Source organism: Metamycoplasma alkalescens (genome assembly GCF_900476125.1).
Classification (GTDB): domain Bacteria; phylum Bacillota_I; class Bacilli_A; order Mycoplasmatales; family Metamycoplasmataceae; genus Metamycoplasma; species Metamycoplasma alkalescens.
The window spans coordinates 767,626-780,895 of sequence record NZ_LS991949.1; the positions used below are offsets into that span (position 1 = coordinate 767,626).

The following is a 13,270-nucleotide window of genomic DNA, read 5'->3' on the forward strand; positions in this document are numbered from 1 at the left end:
TTATTAAGAAAATTTTATTTCTGATTAGATACATAATTACTATTAAATTTTGTTATAGCTTAAGCAATTAAATTATGAATAATGATTATTTAAAAATGCATCCTTAAAGATGTAAAAATAAATAAATTAGGAGGTTTTTTTATGAAACCAAATAAGAAAATCAGGAAAATAAGCCATTTGCCGATGCTAATTCCTATTGGAATTACAATTCCGCTTATTTCAGCGGCATGTAATAATAAAAATAACCCAAGTAATGAAAATATTAATTACGAAATTCAAGAAAAAAATAACATTCAAAAACCTATTAGTGGAAAAATTAAATACCTAGCAATTGGTGATGATTATGCAATTGGGCATAACAACACAGAAAATTCAAAAAATGAAAATTTGTTTAATAAAGAAGAAAATGAAATTCAAGGAATTTCATATCCTGCTTAATTATAAATTCAAGTGCAACACAATAAAGATATAAAATATAGTTGTGGACACTTGAATTTTTATTTTTAAAAATAAGAAAAAAAGTCCCGCTTGAGATAAAGGAACTTTCAATATGAATTATAACAAAAATAATAAATATAAACACATAAATGAAGTTGAAAGATCTTATATAAAATTTGAGCTTAATCGTAATAAATCAATACGTTCAATTGCAAAAAAATTAGATAGAAGTCCTTCAACAATTATGCGAGAAATAAAAAGAAACACAAGTTTAGGAACTTATGACCCCATGGTAGCAAACATTAAAGCTAAAAAACGTCATAGACATAAATATTATTTTAGATTTTTGTTGCCGAATAAATTTGATAAATTTACAGAATTATTCAAAAATAAATATGACAAAAAATACTATGGTGTGAAAGCTACATTACATGAGATAAAAAAGGATCCAAATATAAATTGTCCTTCATTAAGAACGGTATACAACTGAATAAATAAAAATCTTTGAGTTATCAAAAGAAAAGATAGATTAAGAAAATGATATAAAAAGGGTGGAAAAAGAACTACATCAGTTATAAAAAGATTGGTTAATTCAGCAGATTACGTTTTTCCAATATGAACAAGACCAAAAAAAATTGATTTAAGAAAAGAATTTGGACACTGAGAAGCTGATCTTGTATTGGGTAGAAAATCAAATGGATATTACAATGTTTTAACACTTACAGAAAGAAAAACAAGAATCGGATTCGCAATAAAAGTTCGTTCAAAATCTGGATTTGTAATAAATTCAAGTCTTAAAAATCTAATTCAAGATAACAATTTATTTGTCAAAAGCATAACCATAGATAATGGTATTGAATTTGAAAAAATTGGTTTATTAGCTAAGTGGTTAGACATAAAAATATATCGTGCAGAACCATATGCATCATTCCAACGAGGTAGTAATGAACATTGAAATGGGATTTTAAGAAGAGAATTTAAAAAGGGGTTTGATTTTAATGAAATAACCCAAGAAGAATTAGAAAAAATAGTTTTCAAAATTAACAATATGCCAAGAGAAATATTAAACTGATTAACACCTTTGGAGTTGTTTAAAAAAGAAAATAGTAATGATTTTATATTATAAAAATTTACTTATTTAAAATTGATAAAATCAAACTAAAAAAAATAATAACTGACTAATGTCAGTTTTTTGAGTATTTCAAATTTTAGTTTTAATAATAAAACTCTTTAAATTGAATTTAGATTCAAAAAAATAATAAATATTTTTTCATTTTAAACAAAAAAATAAGTTATAGAAACATTTAATTTATAATAAAAAAAGCAAATGCAACAGTGTTGCACTTGAACTTTTCATTTAGGAATATTTGAACAAATAATTATGTTTGTTCAAATATTTTTTTATGTAGAAGGGATATTTTATTATGGCTAGACAACTAACAGTTAATGAATGAATAGAATTAATAAAAATATATAATTAGCAAAAAATAATGTAATACAGCAAATGTATTTATGTCGGAATAAATAAAATCATAGCAATAGTGCTATGACTAATTATTGTTCAGCAATCACTTTGGTTTTTTAGGTATAGATTTTTGATACTTAATTTTATAAATAAACTTCCACATAATTCCAAATAATAATGGTGTTATCATTGAAACAACATAAAGAAGTAAATCAAGAATAATTATTACTCCTGTATTATTTCCTTTATAAAAATAAGGGTTTTTAAAGTCTAAAAATCCATAAACAACTGCGCCTCTGCCTTGAATTATTTTGTCAAATGTAGCAAAGAATAATATCATTGCAAAGATTGTGTAAACAGTTGAAATAAGCACAGGAATTGTAAATGTAATTTTAGTTACAATAATTTCTTTTCTAATCAAAGACAAGGCTACAAAACCTAAGATAGGATTTATTGCATGTGTAATCAGTGAGCGGGTAGCATTTAATGGATTAGTCCATGTTGACTTTTGGTATGAAAGCAATGCTCAATAGACAACAAAAGTCATAGTTATTGAAACAACAGAAATAAATAGTGCTTTTTTAGCATACATATTAGTTCATAAAACGCCAGCTATAATTAGGACAAAACCTAGTAAAAAGTTTGATAAGTAAGTATAGTATAAAAATGAACCTCAGCCTTTAAAAACTGCAAGATGTGTTGGTGCACCAGTTTTATTTAATTCATCTTTTGGATCGTATCAAATCACATATGAGAAAGCATAGAAAAGGGTTGTTAATAGCACAAACAAACCAAAACCAAGCAGCCATCATCTCATATTCTTATTTGTAGTTTTATTTTGCATGCGAATTATTATAACTATATTTATTTTTTAATGAACAGAATTTATAATCTAAATAAATTAGAGCAAATTAAACATTGCTATAATATTATTATTTAAAAGTTTCCCGAAAAATTAACTATATAAGATTTTTTCAATGAGTTCCATACTTTTTTGGGGAGCTCAGTTTCATGCCAAATGTCATTTTTATATGGCATTTGTATTTTTTTATATTGCTTAAATATTTTCATTACATCGCGATAAGTTTTAGTCTCTAAAATTCTTGAGTCAGCAAATTTATTCTTTATTCTGTTTCCAATTATAAGGGTAAGCATATTCAAAAACTCATCACCGTAAACACTGTAATCATCATGCTGTCTAACGGTTTCTAACTCTAATGTATTTTTATAAAAATCGTTAACAAGTTCTATTTCTCATCTTTGCTTGTATAAGTTTAATGCATCTTCACAGGTGATATCTTGATCTGATACATATACAATTGTTCCGAATTTGTGCTTAATTTTTTCATATCTTTCAATTGAAAATTTTTTACTAGACATAAAGTCTTGTTCTTCCTTTGATGCACGTTTTAAGTTCCTGAAAGCATAGTAATAAAGTCCATTGTGAAATATCTTTTTACATCAGGTTGGCTCATCTTTGCTGTTTATTTTATCTTTCATATTGTATGCATCAATTTCTTCTAAAAGTTTTAGTGATCTTTTTAGCGGATGTATAAAGCCAACATTGGATATTAGTGCACTGCTATTTATGCCTTTGTCACCTATAATTATTCCCTTATTTATTCCTGTTTTCTCCAAAAAGTCAGGAAAACTAGTGACATCCACACAATTTACTGAATAAGGCAACGAACAAATTACATCTCTAGTTGTTACATTAAAAGCAATCAAAATAGAGATGTTTTTACTATTTTTTAACTTTGATTTGTATGAAAAATCATTTAATGAATTTACTTTGCTATTATTGTTTTTTAACATTCCATCTATTGCAATTTTGTTGCTCTCATCAATTTTCCTAACCCTGTTTTGAATAAATTCAAGTACCTTAGAATAGTCTTTTCCAATTCATTTTATTAATGACGAGGCATTATTTTTTCCAAGTTTAAGTTCAGGACTTTCAACTGACATAAATGATTCATTAAACACTTCATCCAATTTGTTATTTGTCATTCTTGGATTTATAGAACGAAGTAAAGCAATAGCATATATGTGTTTAGCCATATCCTGCGGATACACATTGCTTAAATCAGTCAATAGATCCTTAGAAACTGATTTTGCTATTTCATAGTCGCCAAAATTTTTCATTGAAACAGTTATTTTCAACTTTTCTTTTGGCACAAATTTCCCATCAATTATATGTCCTATAACTTTACCTTCAACTGGTTGGTTATTTCCATTTTTTCTAATGCATCCAACTCTTTCAATAACTGCTCACATTGAACCTGATTTTTTGACAACTGTATTTTTAGGTCTTTCTATTGCTCTAATTTCTGCTGGTACTGCCATATATATTAACTTCTTTATATAGTTAATTATATAGTTATTTTTTAAAAAAACAAGCAAATTTTTAAACATATTTTTGCTGATTTTTTCAATTGTAAGATAAAAAACAAGAGCCTTTGTTTTTAAAACTCTTGTTTTAGTTTGTGAAAATTAACAATCTATAATGCAAATCGCTTATTTTTGCATTTTTATATAGTTAATTTTTCGGGAAACTTTTATTTAATCAATATGAACCAAATCATATAATGGAAAACTTAATTTATAATGAATTAAAGAGAAGGGGATTTAACATCAACGTTGGAATAGTTGAAAAAATTATATCTAATGGTGATAAAAGAACTAGAAAATCATTTGAAGTTGATTTTGTTTGCCAAAAACCAAATGTTAAATATTACATTCAATCTGCATATGAATTACCAACAAAAGAAAAAATAGAACAAGAAACAAGATCTTTGTACAATATTGACGACTCATTCAAAAAAAATAGTAATAACTTATAACAACATAATCCCTTGATATGATAAAAAAGGCGTCTTATATATTGGTTTAATAGACTTCTTATTAGATGGTTCATACACAGATTCTGTTATCTAACAATGCAATAACTACAACAAAAAATGCTTAGCAACTTATTGTTAACTAAGCATTTTTGTTTTTATTGCCTTATTTTTAATTAAATAATTCCAAATATACACTATATAAGACAAGATAAAATCATTCATTCATCCTTTTTTGGAATTTTACCGATTATTCAAGAATCAAAAATTGATGTTTTATTTTATAGTTTTCTCTAATATTGGTCTAAGATCAGCATTATAAATTTCAATGAATTTTTTTAGTTCATTTACAGCTTCTATATATTCTTTGCTGTCTTTATTACTCCTTTTTTCTAATATTTTTTTGATTTGATCATATCCAGATTCTTTAATTAATTTATCTGGTTCTTGATTTATATTTAAATCTGGGTCTGGATTTGGATCTGGTTTTTCAAATCAGTAATCAAAGTGTGGCTTTATCGTATTTAATTTTTCTTTATCAATTAATGAATCTAACTTTCCCTTAAATCTGTAGTATTGATCTCTTATTTTATTAAGTTCTTTAAATAAATCTCCTACAGTATTTGGTATTTTTGGGGGTTGATTATTAGTTGTATCATTTTGAATAGGGTCTATCTCTGATGGTTTAGTTCCTGAACCTTGTTCTGATGGTTTGTTTGTGTCTGATGGTTTAGATCCTGAACCTTGTTCTGATGGTTTGGTTGTGTCTGATGGTTTAGATCCTGAACCTTGTTCTGATGGTTTGGTTGCACCACACGAAGCAGCTACTAGTGGCATAGCTAGCGAAATAGCTGAAACAGCAGATATTAGCAATTTATTGATGCTTTTCATATTTTTCTTCCTTTATTTTTATTGATTTATAAACTTACAAAGTAAGAAACGCTTTCTTTAGTCATTTTTTTATCTAGGTTTATTTATAATTTAAATTTTTAATGATTCTTTTGTACTAAAAAAAATAGAATTTTTTAAAAGTATATCAAAGATTATGTCCTACAGATAATTTTTCATTTAGCTTAGTTTCTTTTTTTCATTTTTTATTATGAACTTTATTTTTTTGTGTATTTTTTTGCCTTAGTGGCATCTAATTCATTATCTAATCGAGATCATATGATACCTGTTAGGTTATAGTATTACAACTAAGTTTTTTAGTAATTATCAAATGTATTTTTTAATTCACCTATCCCCCTTTTCTCAAATCAATAGAAGTGGATTTTTTTAAAAAAACACCCAGTATTATTGTTACTGAGTGCTACATTGAACATATAATTTGAAAGAAACTTCTTATGTGAAATTACTTCTTAATAACCTTTATCAAATAGCTTGGTTTCCTTAGAACCGTCTTCAAATCCATTTGGATAAATTACTCTTAAATTCTCTCTAAATGAGTTCTTTTGCATACCAAATTGAGTTTTGTTAGTACCATCAATTAGATTGTATGCATAAATAGTATTCTCACCAGCCTCTATATTACTTGACTGTAAAAATGGTGCAATTGAACCCTTTCTTAGTAAGTCTCCAAATTGAACATTTGAACTAACACCATTATAAATCCCAATCATTTGTCCGTATTCATTATAAGCTAATGATCCTGATGCACCATAGTACAAAGAAGAAAAGTTAACATTATATTGAAAACCATATCAGGCTGCTAAAACTCTTCCTCAATAAGAATCAAAAATTGTTGGGGTAACTGTACTAATTTTTTCTTCTACATTATTTTCAGAGAAACCTTCTGTTGGTTTACGACGAAATGGAAAATTATGCGGTAGTATTGGAAAAGGTTTAGTTGGATCAAATTTAGGAAAATCAAATTTCATACTTTGATTTTGCTTGCCATCCTGCATTTCATATCTTTCAGATGGATTATTTTGCATTCATCAAGCAATATTTTCAGAAACAGGGTAACCAGCAATATAAACATCCTTTGCCTTGGTTAGATTATTAGGATGTTTTTGCGTTTTGAATGCAGATACATAATCTACTGTTTGCAAATATTTAGAAACATCTTTATTTTGATTTGGAAGTGCAGCTGTTTTTGATAACCTTGCTAGATAGTTATCTACACCATCTATAGCTTCTTTTACTCATTGTTTTAATGTTTCATCTGCTTTATCAAGATCAACATCAATTTCAAAAATTCCAAAATCTACCATCATTGGTACATTAGACACTCTATTTAAATCATCCCAAGCATGTTTATATTGATAATCACTTTCTTCTTGTAATTTTCTATCTCCATATTCCTTAGCTACTTCATTTAATTTGTCTTGATATTTTAAAAATGCTTCTTTTTTCATAAAATCAAGGGCAGCAAAAACTATTTTAGGGCTACTAATTGCTTCTGTTGTAGTGGTTTTATGTGAAGTACTTTCTCAGTGACTATGTTCTCCCGTTGGGACAGTATTACCATAATAATTTGCATTTCAATTATTTTTTTTTGCTTTTTCTACTGATGGATTATTATTTGGAACATGATTAAAATCATTTACTGGGTTTTTGGTTTTACCTAAAGCAACACCCAGAACTTTTTTATCGCTTTGAGAATCATAATAGTTAAGTTTACTGCTCAACTCTTTACTTAGTGAATTACTAAAATGACTTAAAACATGAAGGTTTGTTGCTATGAATAATTTATATTTATTATTAGCATTTTTAAATTTATGATAGTCAAGTAACCACCCAGTCCCTTGATTGTTATCTAATATCCCTCCGTCTCCAGGAAGTTTTGTAAGAAATTTCAAAGCAAAGGTACGATCATAAATTTCTTTATAAATAGTTTTAGGGTCTATGATTTTAAACAAACTAGTTTGGTTTTGCTGAACCGTAGGATTTATTAATTTATTATCTTTATTATCATTTAGGTTTGTATTGCCTTCTCTAGTTGCATTATTTTCACTATCAGGTTTATTTTCACTTATTGATTCAGTAATTTTAGTATTTTCTATTTTAGAACATGAAGTTAATAAAACTAAGCTGCTAATGCTTGATATCATAGGAATTAATAATAATTTTTGCTTACTCATCATGACCTCGTAATGTAAGTAAAATATCTTTTTCAAAGTTTACCAAAAAAATATTTTTGTAAAATGACATTTCAGCCTTAATCTGTAAAGTAATACATTAAAATTGTATCTATATACTAATTTAATTTATTGCTAAGTGTATGATATATTTAATTCTCTTTATTCAATGATTGCTATATCTTAAGGAATTTAATAATAATTAAATAAGTTAAACACTTCTTTTACTCTTAATTATATTGGCATAAAAATACTTTGTTTTAAAAAGAAAGACTTGCTATATTTGCGAGTATCTAATTTTTTGTTCTAGTTTATTTTCAATTTGGGTTACTTTTTCATTTAGAAAGGTCTTGTTTAAAGGCATTAGCACCTTCAAACATATTTGAAAAGTCAGTTACTGCTTGAATATTTCAGTTACTAATATCTTGGTTAAATTTACTTGCTTTTTGAAATGCACCTTGCATATTTTTAATTTTGCTTGTATCTATAAAATTAAGTTTTGAATTAAAGTTTTTTGCGTCATAAAACATTCATTTTATATTTTCTAAATTTCTTGTATCAAAATCAAGTGGTTGATTAAAGGCTTCTGCATAACAAAACATACCACTCATATCTTTTACATTTCTTGTATTACTAAATTTAAGCTCTGAGTTGAATTTCTTTGCATTATAAAACATATTGCCCATATTTTCAACATTACTTGTATCAAAGTTAAGTGGTTGATTAAACTCAAGCGCTCCATAGAACATACCATACATATTAGTAACATTATTTGTATCAAATTTAATAGGTGAGTTAAATTTATATGCATTATTAAACATAAATTTCATATTTGTTACTTTTTTTGTATTGAAATTTATTGGTTTGTTAAAGTTTATAGCTCCATTAAACATCATTTCCATAGTGGTAACATTTTTCGTATCAGAAAAGTTTAAATTAGAGTTAAAGTTCTCTGCTAATTCAAGTAATCCTCTCATATTTGTTACATTGCCTGTATCAAAATTTAATATTTGATTAAATGCTTTTGCATGAGAGAACATTTGTTCCATGTCTTCAACATTTTGTGTATTAAAGTTAATCGGTTGATTAAATTCATTTGTTCCCCAAAACATTGAGTTCATTTTTTTAACATTCTTTGTATCAAAGTTGAGCAATTTATTGAATTTACTTGCCCCGCTAAACATTAAAGACATATCTGTAACATTTTTAGTATTAAATTTTAGTTCTTGGTCAAATTCGAGTGCATCATAAAACATAGCCTTCATGTTTTGCACATTTCTTGTATCAAAGTTAAGTGGGGAATTAAAATGTTTTGCTTCATAAAACATTGAATACATAGTAATAACGTTTCTTGTATCAAATCTTATTGGTTGATTAATTTTGCTTGCTTCAAACATCATACTCATATCTGTAACATTTGATGTATTTCATTCATTAAGATTTTCTATGTTTGATGATTTATTTTCTTTAAATGCTGCTTTTAATGACTCTATAAATCAAGGCAATCTAGTAGGAACCTTCTTAGTTGATTTTGCAAAAGGTTTAATAGCTATTTTGCCAGACTCATCTTTATAATAACCAATTATTTTACAAATAGTTTCTTGACTATCTTCATATTCATGCTCAATTGAGTCTAGATGAAAGCTTACATCTTTTAATTCTAGTGTTAGTTCAAAATCTAAACCATCAAAACTTAAAATAAGGTTTTTAGTGGCATCTTTTAAAGACTTAATTGTTTTATCTGAATCAGTTTTTATTAGATATGGTAATTTAGTAAATTTAATTCTTTTATTTAGATGTTTCACAATATCACTAACTTTATGACTTTGTAAAATCTCATCTTTCATATTAGCTCATTCATCAGTTACTAGCCTTTGAATTTCAAACCTGATAGCATTACGTTCATGATTTAATTCATTACGTAATCTTTTAATTTCTTTTTCTAATTCTGCTACATTTTGTTTTTTAATACTAATTTGATTTTTAAGTTCATCAACATAAGAATTCAATTCATGAAATTTAGCTTTCAATTTTAGCATTGCTTCCAGACTTTCTAACTGATAATTTTCTATATCAAAGCCATAAATTAGTGAATCTGCATACTGAGCCATTTGTGTTTTATCTTTTTCTAAATTGACTATCTGACTTTGTAGCAATTTAAGCTCATCTTGTAATTTTTCAATCTTATTTTGATTAATATTTTGCTGCTTATTTTTTTTAATAAGCAATGTTGTTGTTATGGAAATAGGAACTACAGCCACAGCTGTTAGTCCGCCTATTAGTAATAAACTTTTTTTCATTTTCTTAACTCCTTATCAAGTTGTGATGGTTTTTTTTAATTGTTTAAAATTTTTACTTGGAAAATTTTGGCATTCATTCATTTTAAGGATTAAGATCTAGATGATTTTTTATTGTTTACTAATAGTTCGACTAGAAAGGCCTTGTACAAATGCATTAGCATATTTAAACATTTAAGAAATTAGCTACTGCTTTGATGTTCTTTTGATTGTTAATATCTTAATTAAAATTAGTTTCCTCTTGGAACATACTTTTTTCATATATTTTATTTTGTTTGTATAGCTAAATTTAAGTTCTAAGTTAAATTTTTGTGTTATAAAACATTCAGCCCATTTTCTCTAGGTTTTTTTATTAAATCAAGAGATTAACTAAATTAGTTTATTTCGCAAAACATTGAGTTCATCATTTCAAACATTTTTTTGTGTTAAAGTTGACTTTGTTTATTCAATTTCTATGCTCTATTAAATATCAGAGACATAGTAAACTAAAAGAAGTAAGTTACTAATTGAAATAGCCATATTAGAAAACTAAGGGTAAAGTAAGTGCTCTGTGGCATATAAAAAAAATATCAGATTAATTATCTCTTGCAATAACTAGTTTAAAAATGTACTTTTCAAACAGTTAATAGCGATATAAAATTATTTACTCTATGAAAAACAGATATGAGCTATTCATTTTATGATACTAATTATAATAGAGAAATTGAATATTTCTTTTCTATATTAAAGTTAAGAGATGATTTCTGACTTTGAAAAATTTGTTAGAAAGTTAACATTTGAGCAATTAAAAAATGAAATTTCAAAATTTATTGAGCGATATAATAAAGAAGGATTTCTAAAAGAATTTAAATGAAAAACACCTCAACTATTGTGAGGTGCTTATATAGAAAACAAACTTTAATATCGAGTCCAATAATTTTGTACAAATTTGTTAATTCATATTTGGTTAATTATTTTTGTTGTATTGATTATTCTTAAATATAAATAATTCACTTTACAGTTTAATGTTGTGTATATTAAACAACTATAAACTAAGTTATAAGTTAAATTAAAGTGATATAATACTCACATAAGAGAATGGAAAGTAAAACTTATGAAAAATCTTTTAAAACGTTTATTAAAAATATTATCTATAACATCTGTATCAACTCTTTCAATTATTGCTACAAGTTGTAAGTTTTCAAATACAATTAATAGACAACAAATAAGTAATAAAGATTTAGAGATTAGTAATTCAAATAATCATATTGATAATAAAGATATTAACAAACATGATAGCTCTAATACAACTATAAATAAACCTAGTTATTCTACTACATCTAATCAAAGCTCACAAACATCATACACCATACCAAATGAAAGTTATACTATTCCTACATATAATCCAAGTATAGAACTTCAAGAAATAGATAATAAATATTTAAAAGAAACCGTTCAAGATTTTAAGCCTATAATCACTGATCAAAATAAGATTAAATCTATGATTCTAAATAATAGTGTTTCTTCAAATTTTTACTCTCATAGTCAATTTGGATTGCAACAAGATGAAATTACATTAGATTCTATTCAAAATAAAACTTTCCAATTTAAACTTATTGATAAAAATACAAATAAAGAAGTTGATAATAGTAAAGTTAAATGATACCAAAGAACATTCTACCCACAAGATCAAGTATTCGAGGCTAATCACTCAAATAATCTAAAAGAGCTTACTTTTGAATTAAAAGATAATGGAGTTGTAAATTGAATTGAAAAAATTAATTCAGATGGTTCAAAACCAGAAATAACACAAGCCAGAATTTTTGCTGAATATGAAGGATATTTATATTCAAGTGTTGTAAAAGTTATTTCACGGGAAATGAGTACTCTTTTAAATAATGAAGATCTTGCAAAAAAAGAAGCAAAAAGAATAGTAGATTACCATAAATGAAAATCACTTCCAACATTAGAAAGACTTAAAGCTGCTTATGAATGAATAATCGCTAACGTTAAATATGATCATGATATGAACTTTGCTAATCTTTCAAAAAATCAAAATGCTCATTCTGCATTAATTGAATTGCATACAGTATGTGCTGGTTATTCTAAAGGGTTAAAACTATTATTAGAAGAATTAAACATTCCGGTTAAATTTTCAGAAGGTTATAGTGCTAGAGTTAGCTTAAGTGATAAACATGCTTGAAACCAAGTTCAAATTGATGGAGATTGATACTATTTAGATTCAACTTCTGATACTACAATTAAGAAAAATGATAAGGATAGATTGTTCTTCTTAAACACTGCTGATGATTTTTTAAAAGCAGATAAAAAAGATCCAGAGACAAAACAAAAGCGTCTAAGAAACTTATTATTTAAAAACTATGTCGGGAATAAAGATGATGTTATAGCATTAATTGATAAAAACTTTGATGAAAATAATGGTAAGATGAATAAACTAGTTTTATGAACCAAACGTGATATTTCATCACCAAATTATTCACATATTCATGATGCTCTAAAAGAAAGAAATTTAGATAATTTTGTGTCACGTACAAATTATATTCGTCAATCTAAAGGTTATAACATTGGTGTTGAATACTTCTTTAATAATTACAAATCTAGCTCTGTAAAACAAATTCAAGTAACAATAACTAAGGATAATGAAGCTCCCAATGCTATTAAAATAAAATTCAATGAAGAAGTAAAGGGCCTAAAACCTGGAAACTTTAATATAACTAATGCACTTATTAGAGAAGTTAAACATGATGATAAAACATATACTTTATATTTAGATCATTTTAAATCAAATTGGAGATGTTGAAGTAAAACTAGAATCTATCAAGAGAAAAGATTATAAATTCACTTTATCTGGCAATAATACTTTTAAATTTAAAACTGAAATTAAAGAACCAAAAGCAGAAGTCAAAGTTCTTGGTGATGGAAAAATTGAAGTAAAAACAGATGATAAAGATTTAGAGTATAACTTTAATAACAATGATTGACAAGATCTTCCGAAAAATAAAATAATTGATAAAATAACTGCTGGAAATCTATATATAAGATTTAAAAATACTAGTGGTTTAATAACTTCTGAAATAAAAACAATCAATATTAAAAAGCATAATATATATGCAAATCAATTAAAAGTAATTGGTAGAACAATTATTGGTGTTG

9 protein-coding genes and 1 pseudogene are annotated in these 13,270 nt (G+C 25.9%); 5 read left to right on the forward strand and 5 right to left on the reverse strand.

Annotation, left to right across the window (positions count from 1 at the left end; translation table 4 throughout):
• Nucleotides 1-141 precede the first annotated feature (141 nt).
• Both D2845_RS03235 and D2845_RS03240 read left to right on the forward strand, forming a co-directional pair.
• The gene (locus D2845_RS03235) at nucleotides 142-438 is read left to right on the forward strand and encodes a hypothetical protein (RefSeq protein WP_110858417.1); all 297 of its coding nucleotides are present in this window, start codon (nucleotides 142-144) and stop codon (nucleotides 436-438) included.
• Between the two features lie 112 nt (nucleotides 439-550).
• On the forward strand, nucleotides 551-1,564 hold the full coding sequence (locus D2845_RS03240; protein WP_117275966.1) for an IS30 family transposase: 1,014 nt from the start codon (nucleotides 551-553) through the stop codon (nucleotides 1,562-1,564).
• Nucleotides 1,565-1,988: 424 nt separating this feature from the next.
• Here D2845_RS03240 and D2845_RS06855 read toward each other — a convergent pair whose 3' ends face one another.
• Entirely contained in the window at nucleotides 1,989-2,747 is a 759-nt protein-coding gene (locus D2845_RS06855) for an MAGa3780 family membrane protein (protein WP_110858499.1), read from the reverse strand.
• A gap of 111 nt (nucleotides 2,748-2,858) precedes the next feature.
• Nucleotides 2,859-4,246: pseudogene (locus tag D2845_RS06860) on the reverse strand (IS1634-like element ISMbov9 family transposase).
• A 242-nt stretch (nucleotides 4,247-4,488) separates the two neighbouring features.
• Here D2845_RS06860 and D2845_RS03255 point away from each other — a divergent pair.
• On the forward strand, nucleotides 4,489-4,743 hold the full coding sequence (locus D2845_RS03255; protein ID WP_231992771.1) for a hypothetical protein: 255 nt from the start codon (nucleotides 4,489-4,491) through the stop codon (nucleotides 4,741-4,743).
• A 273-nt stretch (nucleotides 4,744-5,016) separates the two neighbouring features.
• On the opposite strand, the gene D2845_RS03260 is transcribed toward D2845_RS03255, so the two are convergent.
• The 3 genes from D2845_RS03260 to D2845_RS03270 form a co-directional block, all read right to left on the reverse strand.
• Complete coding sequence (locus tag D2845_RS03260; protein ID WP_117275983.1) at nucleotides 5,017-5,631, reverse strand: variable surface lipoprotein; 615 nt, start codon at nucleotides 5,629-5,631, stop codon at nucleotides 5,017-5,019.
• Between the two features lie 467 nt (nucleotides 5,632-6,098).
• A complete protein-coding gene (locus D2845_RS06865; protein ID WP_117275984.1) occupies nucleotides 6,099-7,823 on the reverse strand; it encodes an MIP family Ig-specific serine endopeptidase in 1,725 nt (574 codons plus the stop codon).
• A gap of 308 nt (nucleotides 7,824-8,131) precedes the next feature.
• Nucleotides 8,132-10,120 carry a BspA family leucine-rich repeat surface protein gene (locus D2845_RS03270; protein WP_117275985.1) on the reverse strand — a complete coding sequence of 663 codons (1,989 nt, stop codon included), beginning with the start codon at nucleotides 10,118-10,120 and terminating at the stop codon, nucleotides 8,132-8,134.
• Between the two features lie 733 nt (nucleotides 10,121-10,853).
• Between D2845_RS03270 and D2845_RS06870 the strand changes: the two genes are divergently transcribed.
• Together D2845_RS06870 and D2845_RS06875 are read left to right on the forward strand one after the other, a co-directional pair.
• Nucleotides 10,854-11,018: a hypothetical protein gene (locus D2845_RS06870; protein ID WP_170127866.1), complete on the forward strand. Its 165-nt coding sequence runs from the start codon at nucleotides 10,854-10,856 to the stop codon at nucleotides 11,016-11,018.
• Nucleotides 11,019-11,210: 192 nt separating this feature from the next.
• The gene (locus D2845_RS06875) at nucleotides 11,211-12,953 is read left to right on the forward strand and encodes an MAG6410 family transglutaminase-related lipoprotein (protein ID WP_231992775.1); all 1,743 of its coding nucleotides are present in this window, start codon (nucleotides 11,211-11,213) and stop codon (nucleotides 12,951-12,953) included.
• Nucleotides 12,954-13,270: the final 317 nt, after the last annotated feature.